6 protein-coding genes are annotated in these 22,712 nt (G+C 46.3%); all 6 read right to left on the bottom strand.

Features of this window, described 5'->3' with window-relative positions; translation table 11 throughout:
• The 6 genes from PBN151_RS30630 to PBN151_RS07175 all read right to left on the bottom strand — a co-directional run bounded on the left by PBN151_RS30630 (position 1) and on the right by PBN151_RS07175 (position 22,668).
• Complete coding sequence (locus PBN151_RS30630; protein ID WP_072728419.1) at positions 1 to 17,958, bottom strand: SDR family NAD(P)-dependent oxidoreductase; 17,958 nt, start codon at positions 17,956 to 17,958, stop codon at positions 1 to 3.
• A 32-nt stretch (positions 17,959 to 17,990) separates the two neighbouring features.
• Complete coding sequence (locus PBN151_RS07195) at positions 17,991 to 18,245, bottom strand: acyl carrier protein (protein WP_072728418.1); 255 nt, start codon at positions 18,243 to 18,245, stop codon at positions 17,991 to 17,993.
• Between the two features lie 25 nt (positions 18,246 to 18,270).
• A complete protein-coding gene (locus PBN151_RS07190; protein ID WP_072728417.1) occupies positions 18,271 to 19,326 on the bottom strand; it encodes an alpha/beta fold hydrolase in 1,056 nt (351 codons plus the stop codon).
• A 51-nt stretch (positions 19,327 to 19,377) separates the two neighbouring features.
• Positions 19,378 to 20,145 (bottom strand): class I SAM-dependent methyltransferase, encoded by a 768-nt coding sequence (locus PBN151_RS07185; RefSeq protein ID WP_175560640.1) that lies wholly within the window; start codon positions 20,143 to 20,145, stop codon positions 19,378 to 19,380.
• A gap of 80 nt (positions 20,146 to 20,225) precedes the next feature.
• Positions 20,226 to 21,215: a hypothetical protein gene (locus PBN151_RS07180; protein ID WP_072728415.1), complete on the bottom strand. Its 990-nt coding sequence runs from the start codon at positions 21,213 to 21,215 to the stop codon at positions 20,226 to 20,228.
• 16 nt (positions 21,216 to 21,231) lie between these two features.
• Complete coding sequence (locus PBN151_RS07175; RefSeq protein WP_072728414.1) at positions 21,232 to 22,668, bottom strand: AMP-binding protein; 1,437 nt, start codon at positions 22,666 to 22,668, stop codon at positions 21,232 to 21,234.
• Between the last annotated feature and the right edge of the window lie 44 nt (positions 22,669 to 22,712).

Below are 22,712 nucleotides of genomic sequence, written 5' to 3'. Positions count from 1 at the left end.
TCATTCTTGATTGAACTTGAAAAATTCCAAAAACTCTTCTTCTTCATCTTGCCTGGACAGATCATTGTCATCCCTATTGATCTCGGAAATCTCCTCGGGCCAATACCATTTCCGGTTATACTCTATTTTTTCACCCCGTGGAACCACGGATGCTCTTAGATGAGCAGGGATTCCTTCATTGCTGATAATGATATGGGCATTATTTCCACCCAATCCAAAAGCGCTAATTCCAGCTCGAAGGATCCCGTTTGAAGTTGTCCAAGGCTTTGCGTCTTGAACAATATAAAACGGGGAATCCTGAAAATTAAATCGAGGATTCGGCTTGCCACAATGCAAAGTAGGCGGCAATTCCTGATGAATCATAGCCAGCAAAACTTTTATGATACTCGCAGCGCCTGCGGCGCTAAGCAAATGTCCAATATTACTTTTGACACTGCCAACTCCGCAGAACTGTTTTTGTGCTGAGTACTTGGCAAAAATATGAGTTAAGGCTTTCAATTCGATCGGATCACCGATTAAAGTTCCTGTTCCATGGGTTTCCACATAACTGATGGTCTCTGGATTAACCCCGGCGACAGCAATTGTTTTCTCAATCAAATCCCGCTGTGCTTCTGGATTTGGTGTGGTCACTCCCATTGTGTTTCCATCATTGTTGATCGCCGATCCGTCGATCACACCGTAGATCTTATTACCATCCTGAATTGCTTTGGATAGGGATTTTAACACCAATACCCCACAACCCTCACCCAATCCGATTCCATTAGCTTCAGCGTCAAAAGTTTTACAGCGTCCATCAGGAGACAGAACTTTGGCAGAACTGAGCGTAAGATATACCGCCTCATCCAGCAATATATCAACCCCACCCGCCAGTGCCAGTTCAGATTCTCCGCTTTGAATACTCCGAACGGCCGAATGGATTGCCGTTAAGGAGCTGGAACAAGCCGTATCAATAACCATATTAGGCCCCTTGAAGTTATAGATATGCGCCAAATGGGCAGCAATAAAGTTCTGCCCGGTGCCGATAATCCTGTCTTTGTCAGTTTGACAAAATTTGTTGCTAAAATTACCTGTTCTGGCCCCAGCAAAAACACCCACCGCTTTTCCCCATAAATCATTTTTGGAAAACCCTGCATCAGCCAAGGCTTCTGCACTTACTTCCAGCCATTGCCGTTGCAGCGGATCAATTTGGTGAGCGATGCCTTCAGCAATTTTAAAATACTGGGGATCGAAGTCCTCAATCTCCGCTAAGAAAGCTCCCCATTTGCTTATTGATTTTCCTTCCTGAAAACCGCGGGGATCATAGTACTTTTCCCAATTCCAGCGTGATTTCGGCACTTCCCGTATACTGTCACGACCGGTTCTTAAATTTATCCAGTACTGACCAACATCCTCCGCATCAGGAAAGTGGCATGCCAGACCTACCACGGCTATTCTATCCCCTATATCCTGAGGCGGATGAGGGACAACTGGGGTGCTCATCGTCAGTGGCATGGTTGCTGCCACTAGGAATTCGGGACTACACTCGGGTTCCATCGGACTGGTTTGATTTGTGGCGATGAGCATGGAATCAAATGCTTCTGGATAAGTTTTTACCAAGTAATCGGCAAGGCTCTTGATGGTTGGAAATTCAATGAGCGCCGACGGTTCCATGGCCACTTCTCCCAGCTTTTGATCTATTTTACGGACGACTTGCGCCAGTAAAACCGAGTCCAATCCATAATTTTGAAACTCCGTATCCAAGTCCAACTTCTCCGGATCAAGTTTCAACTCTTCTCCAAACAAATCTTTCAACCAATGATGCACGGCAGTTTCTACGGTATCCCCCCTATCCTTCACCCTTTGAATGCCAGAGGGCTTGGATTGGGTGACAGGAGATACAGTTGCCCCAGTGATCCGCTCTGATCCAGGGGTGCGCATAAGTAGTTCCGCCCTCCATATTTCCGGGTTCACTATTGCGGGGAGAACTACTGGCTCAATAGCCCTTGATAAAATATGATCCAGCAGTTGCAGGCCTTCCGCATTGGTCATGCTTAATAAACCAGTTTGTTGATAGACTCTACTTTTAATTTCGCCCATTCCGCTCTCTTTCCAACTAGGCCACTGAATAGACACCAATGGGGTTTCGCTGCCATAGGCTTCTGCAAAATAATCCATATAGGAATTGGCCATGGCATAATCGCTTTGTCCCACCGCTAATGTGGGAATGATGGACGATACGGATGAAAACAAAATAAAGAATTTCAATGGTTCATTTTTCAATGTTCGATATAAGGTTTCAAGTCCCACCACTTTGGGTTCAAGGATTGATTGAATTCCTGCCACAGTTTTCCGGATAAAAGCCGGATTATCCGCGTCGCCGATACCGGCGCAATGAATAATCCCTCCTATTGGCCCCATGGTATTCCGAATTTCCGCCAGATATCCTTGCAGACTCTCCTGATCGGTCAGCGGAACCGAACTGACTGATACATTAGCTCCTTCCGCTTCCAGCTCGCGAATGGCCCGAATTTTTTGAGACAACGGGGTATTCTTCCGCTCCAAGCCATCCCATTCCTCACGCGGAGGCAAAGCTTCCCGTCCGGTAAGCACCAATCTCTTGACGCCATAACGCGTCACAAAATGTTTGGCACATAAGTAGCCGAGCCCCCGGGTACCGCCGGTAATCCACAAAACATGATCCTTGGGGAACATGAAAGGATGGAGATTCTTAGGTTCGGCAATTTCAGTCAGGTAAGCCCGGTAACGCTCACCATTCCGGTAGCAAACTTCCGGATCCTGGCTATCCGCCAGGAATTCCATGGCAATTTGTTCAGCCCGCTCCAAGTCGCTGATTTCTGGATCCGTATCCAGGTGTCGCGAGCGTAGATAACTGTACTCGTTTTGCAGCATCCGATAGAGTCCAACCCGCTCGGCTCCGCAGAGACGGACGGTGGAATTATGGAATGTTTCCAAGCCACTGGTCACACCGAGCAACCTTAGTCTCTGGCCTTCCCTAGATCCATATTCAATCAAATGCTGCAGCCAGACAATCCAGTCCTGAGACTCATCAGAATCCGCTTCCCCGCCAATCAAGTCGATCCAGCCCCCGTAGTTCTTCCACTGTGATTCGGCCAGTTCGGTATGGATCTTGGAATTCTCCGGGCCGATGATCCGATGATTAGGGAAATATTTTGTAAGTAAAGTTGCCAGTGAACGATTTTGCTCGGTAGTACATATGACAATCGTCCGATCGGGCAGAATGTTCCGCGCTGATGGGCAGAGTTCCCATTGTTTTTTGAGAATGCTTCCTATCCGCTGGATTCCTTGATCTCCCCCAACATCTGACACAGCCTTTATGGGGTCGGTAAAAATCTTATCGCTGTCCGGGATCCAATATCGTTCTCTGGCAAAGGGATAGGTTGGTAAACTAATCCGCTTGGGTTGGAAATGGCCATAGAGCTTGTGCCAATCAACATTCAGCCCTTTTACCCACAAATCCATCAGTTTCGAATATTTCCCCTTGATGATCCAGGCTTCAATTGCCTTTTGTAAATCATCATCCGCTGCAAATACTTCCAGAGTGTCTTTGTTGCGTTTGACCTGCCCAAGATATAAGTCCTCGATGCCTTCAGTTCCGGCAATGAAACATTCCAGCTTCTCAGAAAGTTCTTGCATCGTCGACACGACCGTCGCCAGGCGTTCTTCCATGGCTTCTCGTCCAGTCTGGAGCGTATAACCCAGATCCACCAGACTCTCCTCCGGAACTTGCCGCTCCCGGATAGCAGTTAGCAACTGTTGCGCCCGGGCTTTCAGCCGGTCTTCATTTTTCGCCGACAAGACAACAATCACACGCTCTAGATCCGTGGGGCTCTTTGGAACCACCACGGGTTGTCCCATCTCCTCGGGAACATATTCACTGATCAGTACATGGGCATTAGAACCTCCGGCACCAAAGGATGAGACCCCCGCAATGATAGGATATTCCCTGGTTTCACCGTTGATGGTAACTACGGGCCTTTTCAATTCGGCAAGTTCCTGCTGAACTACAAAGGAAGTATTGCTAAAATCAATATTCGGATTTAACACCTCGGAGTGCAACGATGGCACTAATTGACGGTATTTTAATTGAAGCAGCACCTTGGTGATACCTGCAATGCCCGCTGCACTCTCGCAATGACCAATATTGGATTTTACCGATCCAATAGCGCAGAACTGATGGTCATTCGTATATTCTCGGAAAACCTTATTCAAACCGGCGATTTCAATTGGATCACCTAGAGATGTTCCGGTGCCATGAGCTTCCATATAGCTAATGGTCCGAGGATGAACACCGCTCTCAACAAAGGCACGCTTGATTACTTCGGATTGGGCATTAGGGTTAGGGACGGTGTAACTATTGGTCTTTCCACCATGATTAATGGCAGTTCCTTTGATGACACCGTAAATATGATCCCCATCAGCAACAGCTTTGGAAAGCGGTTTGAGCAATACAGCACCCACTCCTTCACCCGGTACATAGCCGTCCCCTCCCTGTCCGAAGCTTTCACAGCGACCTTTACTGGATACAAAATTGCCCTGGCCAAGCACTAAATATTTGTTGGGGTGAATGGAGACATTCACACCACCAGCAATAGCGGCCTCACATTCGCCTCTTTGCAGGCTTTGACAAGCCAGATGAATGGTCGTAAGCGAAGAAGAGCACATGGTATCCACTGACATGCTTGGCCCGTGAAAATCACAGAAAAATGACACCCGGTTGGCGATGGATGCGGGGTTCCCTGACAAGACCATGGGTGTACCCAAAATCTGAGCCTGAGCGGCGTAAAGCTGGTATTCTTCATACATCACGCCGACAAATACGCCCACATTGCCTGGCATCCCGTTTCCTTGATACGTGCCAAGGGTTTGCCGAGTATACCCCGCATCTTCCAAGGTGGAATAGACGCATTCCAAGAACAAGCGTTCCTGAGGATCCATCATCTCTGCTTCACGGGGAGAAATATTGAAGAACAGCGGATCAAATTCCGAGACCCCGTCAATAAATCCGCCCCATTTGCTGTAAGTTTTCCCAGGTATATTTTTATCTGCTTGGAAATATAACCGATGATCCCAACGATCATCAGGAATTTCAGTGATACAATCCTTTCCATCTCGGAGATTACGCCAAAATTCCTGTAGATTCTCCGCACCGGGGTAACGGCCGGAAAGACCAATAATGGCAATATCTAAAGCCTTCCCGGTTGCCTTTTCTTCCCGCTGTTCGGCGATAGTCGCAAACCGCGAACGGCGGCGGGCCACTGGTGGTGATGCCACTGGCAAGTTCAACACTCTCGCTGGAGGAATTTCCTTGCTGGCTACGGTCACTTTCTCACCGGATCCCAACAACTCCACCAATTTATGCTGATAATTCTCTAGGAAATAGCTTGTTAATTGTTGGATGCTCTGATACTCAAAAAACAGTGTCTTGGACAATGATCCAAAAGTCTTCTCCAAGTGGTTGGTCAATTCTAGAACCATTACGGAATCCAGACCGTATTTTTCCATATGCGCATCAGTTTCGATATGATGAAGCGGTAGTTTTATAAAGGATGAAATCAGTTTCTTAAAGTAATTCAAGGATTTTTCTGCTAACATATCCTGGGCTACTGGTGCCGTAACTTTGTTCTCTTCCCGTGATTTGGCAACGCTCATGCTATATTTCCGGAAAAGGGATGCTTCGTAATTGCTAATGAGATAATCCGCCATACCGTTCAGAGTGAATTGTTCCAAGAACATTCTCGCGGACAAATCAAGCTGATAAATCTGGTTCAGTTGATCCACTAATTCAGCCAGCAATACCAGGTTGAGTCCATATTCACTCAGTTCCACATCGGCATCAATATCCGCGGTGGTTACTTTGAGTAATTGCGCCAAAATTTGAACCAGCGTAGCTTGAACTTTTTCAAGTATATTGCTGGTATCCGACGCTACTACTTGAGAAGTAACCCGGAATTCCGGCTCGTTATGGTTTGGCGCCAATAACTTTTGATATAAATGGGTGCGGTCGCCTTCCAGTACCATGACTTGATCCCGCCCGAAGCCGAGGGCGTCATACAAAGCCTGGATTCCTGTCTCAGTACGTATTGGGCTGATGCCGGTATTCTCTCGGATGAATTTCTCCATTTCTGGATTGACACGCATTCCGCCTTCTTTCCATAAGGACCAGTTAACGGAAAGAGTTTTGCCATGACGTTTATTTGCCGCTACCAGTGAATTACGGTATCCGGCATAGGCATCCATGAAGGTATTCGCCATTGCATAATCGGCCTGGCCAGGATTCCCCAAGGTACCGGTGCTTGAAGAAAAGAGAATGAGAAAATCAATCTCAATATCCCGGCTTGCTTCATCCAGATTCAGCAGACCAGCGACTTTGGGCCCAAGGACTTCCTGCAACTCTTTGGGGTTCTTCTTTAGGATATAATTATCGTGAACTACCCCGGCGCTATGGATGATCCCATGGAGGTTGCCGTATTTCTTTTGGATGTTTTTTATAAGCGAGTCCACAGCCTCTTTCTGGGTCACATCCATTTGTTGATACTCAATACAGGCTCCGGATCGCTCTAATTGCTTTAATTGATCCAATTTCTCCTCGTCAAGCGTGGACCGGCCAGCAAGAATCAAGGTCGCATGCTGGGTCTGACGCAAGATCTCTCGAGCAAAAATCAGTCCCAGACCACCCGTACCTCCGGTGATTAGATACACTCCGTCATCTTTCCATGGAATGTGCCGGGATTCCGAAGGAATTTGCAATTCGTTCCAGCCTTTGCTATACCTTTTCCCTACACGGTAACTGATTTCCAAGTCCACGGATCGGTTCCTGTTTTCGGATAATTTCTCACCAAGGGTAACAGCGTTCTCGGTTGATTCCACCTCAATGATTTGCCCGATGAGTTTGGGATTTTCCAACTGGGCCGTACGCAACAACCCGGAAAATCCACGATAAAGAGCCGAGCCCCCTTGGGATGGATGCACAATCTGAATCAGCATTTTTCCTGAAGTTGTGGTTTGAATATAGTTTTGGATTTCCTCAAATAATTGAATAGCATATGTCTCAAAACGTTCAGCCATATTCTCAATCGGGTACGCGGCTTTGATCGCCAAGCATCGTGTATTGATCAGATTCTTTTCAATGGCTTGAGGATCAATTTCATTCAGATCGCATAAGACAACCAAATGCCGATTGTATTCCATGTCCGCAACCCCACCGGTAATCGGTGCTTCCCGCCAATACGGTTCGACCAGAAGAGTGCCTGTCGCCGTCTCGGAACCAACAGCCCCCGGCTCACCTTCCATAACCCGGGACGCGCAGCCTTTCATTCTTACACAAAGTGTTCCTTCTTCATCGTATAGCTCCAGATCCAGTTTCCGCATTCCGCCGCGTTCCCACCCCTGGATCCCGGCAGAACTGACTCCGTGATTCCAAATCAACGCCCACATGGTACTGGTACTCTTGCCGAATATCTCCACCTCATCTAGAGCAAAGGGAATTGACGGATTTTGCCCGCTGCAGCTTCCCAAGGAATGCATAATCCAACCGATGGACGACTGAAGAGCGGAATCCATCATCCCAGGATGCAATGCAAATTGCCGTCCCTGATCCGAATGGATGGAAGGTAAGGACAGTTCAGCCAATACCCGATCCTTAGCGACATAGATCTTCCTTATCCCTTGAAATTCCGTGCCATATTGTAGTTGCATCGAACGAAACTCTTCATAACATCGGGCACCAGAATAGGTTTGCTGGTAATCCGCTGACCGTAATGCTTGCAAATCTATAGCAGTACTCTGAGTAATAGGGTTCAACCGGGCCGTGCCTTGGCTATGGATGATGGGAGCCGATTCGAGCCCACCCGTTTCAGTATAGATTTCAAAAGCGATTTCATCGTCAGCCTCTGGAAAAAGACCGATATGAACCTTCACCGGCTGGTCATCAACCGTAATCGGCCGAGCCCAAACCATATTTTCTATCCGAATGCATGTCTGTTCGGAAACCCCCGCCGCCTGAGCGACCGCCGCCCGAACCATCTCCAGATAAGCGACTCCCGGCAGAACCCGGAGACCTTTTATCCTATGATCCGCCAAGAAAAACTCTCGACCGCTAAAGACGGAACTATAACGTTGTTCCATGAAGTCGGAAGTATTTTGATGCAATAACGGATGAATCACGTCGGTGACAGTCGTCACGATCTCTCTCAAGGTATTAGCCTGAGGCGCCCAATAGTTTTCCCGTGAAAACGGATAGGTTGGGAGATGAATCATGGACGGGCGTCGCTCCCCAAACAGCAAATTCCAGGCAAGGTCATATCCTTGACAATAAAAATCTGCCAGAGCACAAAGTATTTCCTGATACTTGCTTCGGTCATTCTGGACTGCCACGCTTTGGATCAATAGTTCCCGAGTATATTCGTAAATCGCTTTCTGTCCGGTGAATTCCCGGGATACCCTTCCCTGGAACAGATTCGGCAGCTTCTCCGTGCCTCCGGCTTGCTGCAATGCATAGACCGCATCCACCGGATCCTGAATCACTACTGCACAGCGGTAATCGAAATGTTGCCGCCCCTCCAATAAGGTATAACTCATGGATGACAGGTTGCGTGTTCCAGTCCTAAGATCTCGGAGCACCGCAATGATCTGGGCGATCTTTTCCTGCAATGCTTCGGGGGTGCGAGCTGAGACCGCTAGGATGGTGTACGGTGCTGGAACCCCTCCATCATCCCGGTAGTTTGATTGGGACTTCCCATCTAAATAACTCTGGACAACCAGATGAGCGTTGGTGCCACTCATACCAAACGCGCTGACCGCGCCCAGCCGTTCCTGACCAGGTTTCGCGGGCCAGCGCCGATTCGCCTTGTTTACATAAAATGGACTTCCATGCCAGTTGATATAATCATTTTCCTGCTCACAATGTAGGCTCGCAGGAATGGTCTCATGACGCAATGACTGAACCAGGGCGATTAAACTAACTAATCCCGAAGCCGCAAACGTATGCCCAAAATTAGTCTTGGTGGAAGTCACCGCGCAATAACCCTGTTTATGAGTATAATCCTTAAATGCATCATTCAGGGCGTTGATCTCAATGGGATCCCCCAATTTGGTGCCGGTACCGTGAGAGATGATGAATTCAATCTCCTCTGGATTCACCTGATATTGATTGTAGACGGATTTCAAAAGATTGACTTGTGAAACTCCACTTGGGGCAGTGATCCCGTTGGTCTTCCCGTCATAATTAATCCCGCTGCCACGGATAACGGCATAGATGGGATCACCGTCCGCTTGCGCCTGCGATAACCGCTTGAATACAACTACGGCAACTGCTTCGCCGGGAACTAATCCGTCGGCTCGCTTGTCAAATGCGTGACACTTGCCGCTTCCCGACAACATTCCCGCCTTGCTCATATTAATAAATGGATCCGGCGTCAACATTAAGTTAACTCCGGCGGCGATAGCCGTATCGCATTCCCCTGCCCTCAAACTCAAACAGGCTTCATGGGCGGCCACGAGTCCGGAAGAACAGGCTGTATTAATCGCCATCACCGGGCCACTGAGATTTAAAAAGTAAGCAAGCCTTGCCGCTAATATTGCAGTATGATTAGAAGTTACATTGCCCCTATCCTGAACCAGTTTCTGATAATCGCCATCCTCAACCCCAACAAACATGCCGATTTTACCGGCCTGAATTCGTGCTGGGCCGTAACCAGCATCCTCTAGAGCCTTCCAGGCTTCCTGCATTAACAACCGTTGTCTTGGATCCATCGACTCCGCTTCCCGCGGCGAAATTTCAAAGAACAAAGGGTCAAATTCAGCTGCGCCTGGTATGCAACCGCACCATTTAGAGTTGGTTTTTCCAGGTTCCGAAGGGGAATCTTGATAATATAAACGCCAATCAAACCGGTCACTTGGAATCTCTTTCACCGCATTCCGCCCTTCGGCAAGCAGCGTCCACATCTCCTCAATATTGTAGGCGTCTGGGAATCGTCCACTCATCCCAATAATGGCAATGGGTTCATCCGATCTCTTCGGAATAGCCTCTTCCGCAAACCGGAGTTTCTTGATTCCTTGGATTTTGGACACGGTTTGGACGGTGGATGTCGCCGGCTTGGCAGTCGTAGCTAGGACATATTCAGGAACATCCTCCGGATAAAACTCCCGGACTGCTTCTGCATGTTCCGTGATAAAATACTGAACTAATTTTTCCAAGCTCGCATGACCAAAAAATACAGCAGGCGAGATCTCAAATCCAAAATGGCCAGTTAATATCGTAGCGAAATTGGCCAAGTAAATGGAGTCAAAACCAAAATCGGCCAAGTTCTCCTCCCGCGTTATCTTCTCCCGGGAAATCTTCAACAATTTGCTAATTTGTTCTTTCAGGTCCCATTCAAGGCATTGGGCCAAACTTAACCCTTTTAATGCAACAGGCCGTTGTTTACCGCCTGAACGAACGGTTGTCGCCGGAAGTAACCAGGTCGGTTCCGATGACAGACCTAAAAAACGAAGCACTCGGCTTGGCTGGCCCGCCAACACCAAAAGTTGTTCCCGGCCTTGTCCCAAAATTCGATCAAATATATCAGTGCCTTCTTGGGAATCCAAATAACGCTGGCCGCTGGATTTTAGATACATTTCAGTTTGTTCATCTTCGAAGCCCATGCCGCCATCCCGCCACAGCGGCCAGTTGATGGCAATTGCCTTACCCTGCCGCTCACCTTGGTATTGCAATTGATTCCGATAGCGGGCATAAGCCATTTGAAAACGGTTGGCTACGGCATAGTCACAGGCGCCAAAATCCCCCAAGATTGCTGAAGATGAAGAAAAATAACAGATAAAATCAAGGGGTTCCCGACACAGTAAATCATCAATCAAGAGAGTACCTTTAATCTTTGAAGCTAAAGCAGCTTGAAATGTTTCGATTCCCTTATCAAAGATACTAAGTTGTATCGCGACCCCAGCCGCGTGAATTACACCATGAATTTCTCCAAAGGATTCTTTAGCCTGATGCAATCCCTTAGTCATAGCCTCCCGATCACCGATATCCGCCTGGAGATAAATGACGCGGCTGCCCAATGCTTGCAATCGATTGATTTGGGATTGTTTAGCGGAATCCAAGGCCGACCGACCAGTAAGAATCAAATTGACCGACTGGGCTTTCGCCAAATGTTCGGCAAACAAATATCCCAATCCGCCACAGCCACCTGTGATCAGATAGGTACCACCGGAACGGAACGAAGGTTTCTCTGCCGTAACCGTGGCTGGTTGGATCTGATACACATGGCGTTTTCCCGCTTTATATAATCCGCTTTGTGCTTTCGCAGCACCTAGTTCGGATCGGAGAGTTAGCGCCCAGTCACCCATAGAAAATTCTCGTTCTGCTGCGCTGTCTTCATGATAAATTGCAGCCACCTGTGTCTGTGGCAACACCAACCCCAAAGAACGTTCAAAACCAATCCAGGATTCTAGGTAACAACGATCCAGTGCATTCCTGATTTGCGCGGCCAGCAAGAATCGGCCGGGTTTTCGATTGAGCCCGGCAAAGGCTTGTAGAATATATACAATTGCTGAAGGATCTTGAATGCAGCTCTGATCTTCTAATGCCCACAGGTACAACACGGCGTCCATATTGCCAACATGGTTCTGGATGCTTTGCAAAGCTCTGCGATACGACTCGGGATCCATGGCCGATATCGAATATTCATGGGATGAACGCTTTATAAAGGCGGTATCTTTAGCTATGAAAATAATGTTGGTTCCCGGATCAGAGGCATCCCATGCTTTGGAAAATGCTTGCTGATTCTGGGGCTGTGACAGAAAACAAACCAAAGTTTTCACACCAGCAGAAATGCCAGGTTCCAAGCCCTTTTCCTTCCAAACTTCTTCAAAAGTCATGATCTCATAGGGTTCCGGTTGTTCCGACACAGGAGGAACAGAGTCCTTGTAGCCGCATTGGCTAATTGCCAATTTCGCCTGAGAGGCGATATCCAGATGCTGAGCCAACACCAGCCCCTTCACACCTGCAGAAACCTGAACCGGGTCTACCTCAACCCAAAAGCTCTCTTTGCCAAAAGGATAGGTAGGTAAACTTATCCGACGCGGTCGGTTACTGTCATAAAGCTGGTTCCAGTCGAGATTTAATCCCTTGACCCACAAACCTGCAATCTGGGTGAACTTTTTCTTGCGGAACCATGTTTGTGCCAGAGATTTGGCATCTGCATCCGACTCCAAGACCCCCAGGCTATCCTTACCCTTTTTCACCTGTCCGATAAGAATCCCTGGAACGGAGTTATGTTTCATAAACTCCATAAGTGCTTTTAAAACCGCTTCTCTGGAATCCGCTATCAATGCCAGTCGATAGTCCATGGCTTCTCGGCCAACCTGTAACGTATAGGCCATATCCGCCAAGTCAAGCTCCGGATGCAATTTCAGAAATTCAACCATGGAGCCAGCATAGACTTTTAATTGCGCATCACTTTTCGCCGATAATACAAACAGCGCCGGATTTCCCGAATGAATTTCCTCTTTACTCCGTTTGACCTCCGTAGGGGAGTACTCTTCGATGACAACATGAGAATTGGTTCCACTAAATCCGAAAGAACTGACGCAGGCCCGCCGAGGTACCGATTGAGCTGTTTCCCATGATTGCATCTGATTATTGATATAGAACGGAGAATCGGAAAGCGAAATATGTTCATTGAGTTTTTCATAATGGATGGTGGGAGGCAGCATCCGGTGCCGCATCGCCAGCAATACTTTGATAACCCCAGCGACGCCTGCAGCAGTCAAGGGGTGACCAATATTGCTTTTCACTGACCCCATGGCACAGTAATTCTTCCGCTGAGTATAGGCTTGAAACGATTTAGTAAGCGCTTCTACTTCAATGGGGTCACCCAGTTTGGTTCCGGTACCGTGGGCTTCCACCATAGATATGCTCTCCGGGTTGATACCAAAACGTTTATATACTTCTTTTTGTAAAAATATTTGGGAATTCACACTAGGGGCGGTTATTCCGTTAGTCCGCCCGTCCTGATTTATTCCCCAACCGCGAATGACTCCGTGTATATGATCCTGATCACGGATAGCATCAGCGAGCCGTTTTAATAAAACAACCCCGACCCCTTCACTCGGTACAAAGCCATTGGCTCGATTATCAAACGTAAAACAGCGGCCATCTTTGGACAACATTCCAGCTTTGCTGGTCATAATATGCATTTCCGGTCCAACCAGCACACAAACACCACCGGCCAGGGCCAAATCACTGGTTTGCAACACCAGACTGTTACAAGCTTCGGCGATTGCCACCAATGAGGACGAGCAAGCCGTGTCAATGGCCAGGCAAGGCCCTTTTAAGTTCAGATAATAGGATATCCGGGACGACAGAATCGAACTGGAGCCCCCCATGAGGCGTTGTGCATTCAACTCCTGCCCAGCGATGAATTGCCCGTAATCATTTGTGGCGCAACCCACAAAAACCCCGCAGCGGCTTCCAGACAACGAAGCGGGATTCAAACCAGCATCTTCAATGCTACTCCAACAATGCTCCAAAAATAGCCGTTGTTGTGGATCCATCAATTCCGCTTCGGCAGGCGAGATATTGAAGAATAATGGATCGAAAAGATCCGCATCCTCTAAAGCGCCCATCCATTTACAATGGCTTTTGCCAGGGGCTTCCGGATCCGGATCGTAAAATTGATCCACCGACCAACGGTTGGCGGGAACCTCGGAAATGCAATCCCTGCCGTTCGCTATGTTATCCCAAAATTCGGTGAGATTCCTTGATTTCGGAAACTGACCCGACACTCCGATTATCGCAATGCTATTCTGCAAGGCTTGATCCGGAGAACTGGATATTTTCATCGAAACCTCAGAAGAGATGGACGAATAGCTTTCTGACCGGGTTGAAGTGTTTAACCCTTCACAGGACACGCTATTCGACGTGTTGGATTGACCATCGGGAGAAAACTGTCCAAATAAAGATTGAATCCGATCCTTGACTTCGGCTTGATTCACAAAGGTCTGATCATGCATTCGGATTTCTTTCTCAATGGTAATAGAGATCCTCTCCCGCAAGGATTCCACCATATGATTTTTAAGTAAGATCAAAGCTTCCCTTGGGGATTCGGCCAATTCATTCGCCAATTGAATGGCATAGGGTAAAACCTCCGCCCTCGACAATACCGGGAATGGAATTCCCCGGGTTTGCAACTCCGAACCTCGGTACCTTTTACCCGTAAATAAAATTTCTTGAGCCAGACCAATCCCAAGCTTCTCTGGGAAAATTAAAGTGGATCCGAAACCGGGTGTAAAACCAAATTTCATAAAATTGGTGGAATAATAACTTTCCTGACTCATCACCACGAAATCACAGGACATTCCGAAACACCAGCCGGCACCAATCCCATGACCCTGCATTGCAGCGATAATGGGAATCTTACAATCCAAGGCAACCCGGTATAGATTCGAATCCGTATATTTTGCCTTTCCCTGAAAGATATCCAGAAGATTCTCCTGAGTGCCGCCCGCAGCGAAAAAGGTGTCATACCCGGTTAAGATAATGATCTTATATTTCGGATCCGTCTGAATGGATTCAATGGTTTGTATCAGCACTTGAATTAATTCTTCAGAAAACTTGTTCTTATTCATTCGATCCTGCATAGTTATCTGGATAACTCCGGAACCAATCTCCCGTAAAGCCACCACCGGTTGCTTCGAGACAACAGGTTCTTCAAACCGCTTGGTTTGATTCCCTTCAGGAGCAGGTGGAACCACATTGGATATTGGGATTGCCCTGGACGGAAATGGTGAAACAGGTGCCACCGTTGTTAACTCCAGCTTGCTAAGCGTATATTTTTTCGTCTTGTTTACTTCCTGTAGAATGAACCCAGTAAATTCAGCGATAGTGGGATAATCATAGACTTTGGTTACCGCAACGGAAGTGCTGTAACGCTCATTCACCTTATGGATCCATTCCACGCCGATGATCGAATCCAAGCCCAGATCAACAAACTTAGCATCATCATCGATATCACCAGGTTGCATGGATAAAGCTTCCGCCAGCCCGGCCTTCAACTCTTCCCGCAAGGTCTCAAAGGAGACAACAGCTACTGCCTGAATGGAAACCGGTTGATTCGCGGGTGAACTGCTTTTAGGCGATTTCACCTCACGGCGGTAGTCTGACTTTCCTTGTTTTTGTAGTTCCTGTGCCAAAAATTCGGCAAACTCATACAGGGTGGAATAATCATAAACTCTAGTTACCGAAATTGAAGTTTGATATTGCTCATTCACCTTCCGGATCCATTCCACTCCAATAATGGAATCCAAGCCGAGATCCACGAACTTAGCATTATCATCAATTTCATTGCGTTTCATGAACAGGGCTTCCGCTAGACTGGACTTTAAATCCTCCCGCAATCCTTCCATAGCGAAAGAGCCCCACAAACCCTCAAGAATGACAGGTTCAAGCGGTGGAAGACCCGTATCCCCGTATCCATCAAAGTCATCCGTCGGATCATCTATTGGTGGGTTTGCTACTGATTTTTCAAATTCAATTAACTTCCGGTCGGGTTGTTTATTTATTTCTCCGGCTATTAATCCGGTAAATTCGCGAATAGAGGGATAATCATATACTTTTGTCACCGCCAAGGAAGTATGATAACGATCATTAACCTTCCGAACCCACTCCACACCGATGATAGAGTCCAGTCCAAGATCGATGAATTTGGCGTCTATATCAATTTCGCCAGGATTCATAGCTAGGGCCTCCGCCAGGCTGATCGTCAGCTCATTCATCAGTACATCCATTGCAATGTCCGCCTCTGGCACTACGACTGCCGATAGCTGCGTGTTTTTCCATTCAGGCAGTTCTGAGGAAACATCGAGCGCCGCCAGGGTAATGCGTGGTTTACCTCCGGATTGGATATGAACCGATGGAATGTTAATGGCGGATAACGGTACTAAGCTAATCCTCTCAGCCTTATCGGTTGGATCAGTATAAACCGGAGGATTTTGAGGGAACGAAACAGGATTATTCTGAGAAGATTTCGGCGAATGCTCAATCTCCGTGATCACGTTTTTGGAAGTTGCGTCTTGACCTTTACTCCCGGGATCACCAATTGGAAACCAATACGATTCTCTGGCAAAAGGATAGGTGAGCAGATTGATTCGCTTCGCTAAATTTTTGGTGTACAGCAACTCCCACTCAATGATATACCCTTCAGTCCATAGTTCGGCTATTTTTTCCGCGGGGCAATCGGCGTACCATTGAGACTTTGATTCCATAGTGAATGATTCTACCTCCGGCAATTGGTCAAGACCTTTCACTTCCTTGATTTGCCCACCCCGCCAGCCATTAGCCTGATTCTCCTCATTTTGCAGAAATGCTTTGCATTGAGAAATAAGTTCCGGGACACTGCGAGTAAAAAAAATCACCCGTTCCGGCATGGCTTCTCGGCCCACCTGAAGGGTGTACGCCATATCCCGCAGGACAAGGTTGGATGATCTCTGTAAATACTCCAAAAACATGACTACATACTCCCGGAGCCGAGCGGCATTCCTGGCGGAAATAGGAATCAATGCGAAATCATTGCTATCTTCAAGCTCCTGTGTCGGTAACTCTGTTTGCGATTCTGGAACATACTCCTCTATAAGGATATGCGCATTGCTTCCACCGAACCCAAAGGAACTCACACCCGCCCGACGGGGAAACGGAGCATCCCCGAAGGTATTCCACGGAATAGTTTTATTTACAATATAAAATGGAGAACCCTCAAAGTTGATAATGGGATTTTTCTGCTGAAAATGGATACTGGCGGGCAACGTTCGATGTTTCATCGCGGCCAGTACCTTGATTACTCCCGCAATTCCCGCGGCAGCTTCCAGGTGTCCGATGTTGGTTTTTACCGATCCCAAACCACAGGTGGCTTCTTTGGGATCCTTCCCAACCTTTTGATATAAGTGTTTAAATGCATTCTTCAGGCCATGGATCTCAATGGGGTCACCGAGAGGTGTTCCCGGCCCGTGGGTTTCAATATAACTAACACTATCCGGACTTACTCCGGCTTTTTCGTAAACATCAACGATCAGTTCCGCTTGGGCTTTGGGATTGGTAATCGTTAGCGAGTTGGTTCTTCCGCCATGGTTGGTGCCCACACCCTTGATTACCGCATAAATCGTATCCCGATCCTCTATCGCTTTGTCCAAAGGCTTAAGTAATAAAACCGCCGCACCCTCCGCCCGAACATAACCATCGGCCTTCTCATCAAAGGCTTTGCATGAACCGTCTTTGGACAGCATGCCGCTTTTGCTGAGCGCAATAAAGCGTCGCGGCGACCAGCACAGATTGACTCCACCTGCCAATGCATATTCGCAATCCTTGTTTTCCAGAGAACGAACAGCTTGGTGAATCGCCACCAGTGAACTGGCACAGGCCGAGTCAATAGTAATACTGGGTCCTTTAAAGTCAAACCAATAAGAAATTCGGTTGGACAGTATGGCGTTGGAAGTTCCCGTCGGTACGTATGTATCGAAATCCTGAAGGTATTTCTCCATCATCTCTGTATAATCGGTGTTGCAAACCCCCATAAAAACGCCGGTTTTGGTAGATTTCAATGCCCCAGCCCTATAACCTGCGTCTTCAATGGCTTTCCAAGCCAGTTCCAAAGTGATCCGTTGTTGTGGATCCATATAGGTTGCTTCGCGGGGTGATATATTGAAAAAGGAAGCATCAAAACAATTGGCCCGATCAATAAATCCGCCCCAGATGCTGTTTGTTTTATTTACATCTTTTTGCGGATCACCGTAATAATCATTTTTATCCCAGCGCTCCAACGGGATTTCGGTGATCAACGAATCCCGGGATATTAAATGATCCCAGAACTCATCCAGGGTATCTGATTTCGGAAAACGAAGACTGATTCCAATTATCGCAATTCCTTGGCTTGTCTCTACCTTACTCACGATTTTACCCCCAAACGTCCCAAAATCGAACCTTATCTATACAGCTTTCTTGAGATACAATTCACAATGTCTGAAAACGAAACAAAAACATTGTCCAAAATCTCATCCTCAGAAAATTTAATATGAAATTCATTTTCTAAAAATGTTATCAACTTCAAATATCCAAAGGAGTCAATGATCCCAGCTTTAAACAGATCCGTACCCTCTGTGATATTATCATTGAACTCCAGTAAAAATGTTTCGTTCATAAAATCAAATATTTCTCCCTTCAATTCCACTACCTCCATAACTCTACCTCCCCATATCAATTTTCTATAAATCCCATAACCGTTTTCCGGAATTTTTTAGGTTTGTCGATGAATGACCATTATTTAAAAAATCCATAATCGTTTTCCGGAATTTTTCAGGTTCTTCGATAAATGACCAATGACCAGAATTTTCGAATTTAATCAAGGTGGAGTTGGGCAAGTCTTGATGTAGGATCAACTGATCCTTTATGGAAATCACGTCCTTATCCGCCTCCCCGTAAATAATTAATGTCTTTTTATCAAAACCCGGGAGTCGATCCTTCAGGCTAAAGTTTTGCATCGTTTTAAAGATCGACATCATCGGCGCATAACTTGCAGGGCCGAGATCCAGCTTTTCGCCACCGCCAGGATGATAGAAAGTAGTGTTGTAATACTCTGTCAACCGCTGATGATACCACTGATTAGTAGCTTCTGGGTCATTAATTGGCGGCAGCGTCCGATATAGTTTGAGCAACATTTCCGGTTGCATCGTGGATTGAATAAAGGGAGTGGAAACCAGTATAAGTTGATCGACATTTCCTGGATGATCCAGCGCATATTGGAGTGCTACAATGGCTCCAAAACTATGACCCAAAAGAGTTACTGGTTTCTTTTTTGCATAATCATTCACAATAACATCCAGATCATCCGTGAGATGTTGAAAACTATAATTTTGCAAATCACTCTTCGACTCGGAATTTCCGGTACCCGGTTGATCATAGAATATTACCTTGTTTTTTTGCTTCAAAAAATCCAAATAATCATGGAAATAATACGAGGATAATCCCGGGCCTCCATGAATGACGATGATGGGTTCACCATTAGGGTTTCCTGTCTCTTTATACCAGAGATTAAAACCATTTACAGGAATTATTTTACCTTCCTTGTCAGGGGTTCTGGCCGAAAATACCGCCGCTGCTTTCGGGGTTACCTCATTGACAATATACAAAATTGACACCGTCATCATTACCAGCAAAATCCCGACAACTAACAGGCTTACCTTTAGCAATCGCCGGGATTTTCTTTTCGTCTGCCCAACTTCCATAGATATATCTCTTTGCGTTTGGCTGGCTGCTTCCACAGATGATATACCTCTTTTCATTTTTTATTTATCGCCAGCACAGCGTCTTATTTATCTTTTGTAACCGGCGATGGTCAACACCTTGCGTTTCCAGAACAGTGTATCGTTTTCCGTGAAGAGCCATTGAGAGATGAGAGGATCATTCAATCCCATCCGCACCAGCTCGTCAATCTCGGCTTTGTCTTCTTCAGTTTGCACGGCGTGATTGACATATTCGTAAAAATTCAGTGTGGATACGGATACCAGTGCTCGAAAAACTTCAACATTATTTTGTTTATACAAGTCGACAATCTCTTGTTTGGAAAGCGTACGATGATGGCAGGAGTCGATTAACAGTTCCAACCGCTCAAAAAAATCGTCCAGTTTTGAATCCTCATACGAAATAATATCCTGGATACAAATTCGCCCTTGATTTTGGCAATAGCGTTTCATTTCCTGAAATACTGCCGGATAGTTTTTCATATGATGATATGCCGCTTTTGAACTGACACAGGAGAACTGCTCACTCTCAAATGACACCTTTTCCGCATTACTACAGATGAACCGGATGTTTTCCAATTGGCGTTCTCTGGCATTCGTAGTGGCAACTTCAATCATCCCTTCGGAGATATCCACCCCCCAAACCGTCCTGGCCCGCCCGGCCGCATAGATAGCAAATGCCCCCGTCCCACAAGCAAATTCCAACAGTTCGTCAGCAGCGCTGATATTATAAAATTCCATTAGAAACTGATGGGTTTTTTCATCCTGTGTTATCGTCCAATTGTCAAATTGGGTTGCCTGTTTATTAAACTGATCCCTGACGATCCAACTCTCAGCCATACCCATCACCTTACCTTTCCCGACCTCCGTGGGCCCGCCTGATGGCGTACAAAATGAATACAGCCATATCTTTAACTAAATCAAGCTTTCTTCAATGAAAACAGAATATAGATCTTATCAATTTCATGGGATTCTTCCAAAACCCACGAGGTTTGTGATAAAATTCGCTGCAACCCCTCCAGCCCCAGATATCGGATCTGCACGCCAATAAACTCTGTAAATCCCAGATATCCCGCATTTACATTTGCTCGGTCGAATATTAAGGAGCCTGTGACCCGGGCGTCTGCCGGGGAGTTGGTAAAGAAACGATTTAAATTTTCAATGATATCTGAATCCGAACCGTACTCAAAAAGCCCCCCCTCTGACGAACAGAGCTGAATCCAATCGGAACGTTCCAAACTCAACTTTACTAATGCCTCGGGTTGGCTCCAGTCATAGTGAACAATATTGAGGGTAATGTCCAGACCATGGAAGCGTTCACCCGGTTGCTTCAGAACATCAATGCATCGTTTTGAGAAATTTGGACCAACGGTATCGATATCTAAAATGTTTATCTCTATCTTCCGACCTTTGAGTAACTCCGGATCCGATTCCTGAATTAGAATCAGGGTGTTAATACTGTCGGTAGCGGACCCTCCGGCGATATTGAAGAAACAAAGGTTGCGCTCAGGAAATTGCTTTAGCTGAGGCAGCAATATTTTCGACTGGCTGCGGCAAAGATCTCTCAGCCTGATCCGTAGTCCCATAAAAGAGGTCTGTTTCACCGCCCACTTGTCGCGGAAACCTAATTTTATCCCCCGACTTAAGCCGGGGCCAAGTTTGTACAGCAACGTACGCATGCCGCTAAGATAAGAATTGTCGACATTTGACATTTTCACAAAGATGTTCCGAATAAAACCTGGCATCTTCTTTAGTGATTCAATGCTCCGAGCTGACTTGAGACAGTTCAAATGATACGCCTGTTCATCAATACTAGCGTTAAAAAGGGGATGAGTAATATCCAGGATTGGCAATTGAATTTCATTTTCGAAAGTCGCATAGAGAATTCGCTGATTTTGATTTGTATTCATGGTTTCCAACTCCACCTCACTTGAATGTTGATTTTTGATTTAACTTAAATCCAAAACTAGCATAATTAATTTTCCCAGAAGAAGTCCGGGGAATATGTTGCATTGGAATCACTTGAATGAGATCCATAGGGATTTTAAACCGAGTAAAAACTTCCTTCTTGATGTTATTCAGTATCACTTTGGCTACATCTTGCAACTCCTCCTGGTGGTACGCAATCAGAAGCAGTTCGTCCTGTCCACCAACATAACAATTGAACCCCAAACTCTGTAAATGATGCTCGATATCCGATAACCCGATACGTTTTCCCAGAATCTTCAGAAAACGGCTTTTACGTCCGGTAATATAAAAAAAACCTTCATTGTCGAAATATCCTATATCACCGGTTTTTAAGACGCCTAACAATTTATCGCTTTTCGCGAGATCTTCCCGACAATACCCATAACCCATCATCACATTCGGTCCCTCATAAATTAACTCTCCTTCGAGTAAGGGATCCGTAACCGGATTTCCCTCCTCATCCTCCAGCCAAAGTTTCCCACCGGGGATGGATTTCCCAATACTCCCCGATTTGGAGACGCTGTACGCCGGATCCAGGTAAGCAATTCGAGCCGTAGCTTCGGTAGCACCGTACATCACCCAAAAATCAAATTTCTTTAATCGGGATAGTTCAGCATATTCCAGCACCAATTCGATACTGAGTTTCCCGCCCGCCTGGGTCATATAGCGTAATGAGGGTAACTCCATTTGAGAAAATCCCATTCGTTTCAAAATTTCATAGGTATACGGCACCCCAGTGAGGGATGTTCCTCCTTCGGCTTTGAAGAAGTCCCAGAATTCTCTTTTGACGATGGGGGTATCCGTTAGTAGAATGGTCGCGCCTACAGTCAAATGACTATTAATAACCGATAATCCATAGGAATAATGCACTGGCAAATTAGTGATTGCTCGTTCTGTCTCATTTAAATGAAGAAAAGCGGCGATGGATCTAGCGTTAGCAATAACATTTTGCTTCGTCAGTCGCACCAGTTTAGGTGAACCAGTCGATCCCGATGTGGAAAGCAACACGGCGATATCCGAGTGGATTTCTGGCTGCTGTTCCCATCGATAATCTATTAATTCGTATTCTTGGTATCCGAACACACCGTCTCCATTTTCAGGACGCCAAATAAAATCTGGCTGGTATGTCGAGATTAGATTATTAAGAATTTCACTGTCTAAATGGGCATCAATCATCATGGCAGCATTATTGCTTTGCACTGCGGCCAAATAACCAATTATGGTTTCGATATTATTTTTGGCAAGGATCATCACTAGTTTTTTATCCCTTGATTCAAAAAACGGTTGGAACCGATCACATTCTCGGATTAAGTCATCATATGAAAAATGTTCACCCGATTGAGTGATGATTGCCTTACGATCTTTAAATGCCGCAAAGTTAAATAATAAATTCATTTCTGACACCACCATCAATTCCGAATCTAGCCATTAATCCAAAA

This window comes from Paenibacillus sp. NAIST15-1, from assembly GCF_001894745.1.
Lineage (GTDB): Bacteria > Bacillota > Bacilli > Paenibacillales > Paenibacillaceae > Paenibacillus_B > Paenibacillus_B suaedae.
Note: the sequence above shows the minus strand (reverse complement) of the source record. Positions and strands in the feature narration are given on the sequence as shown.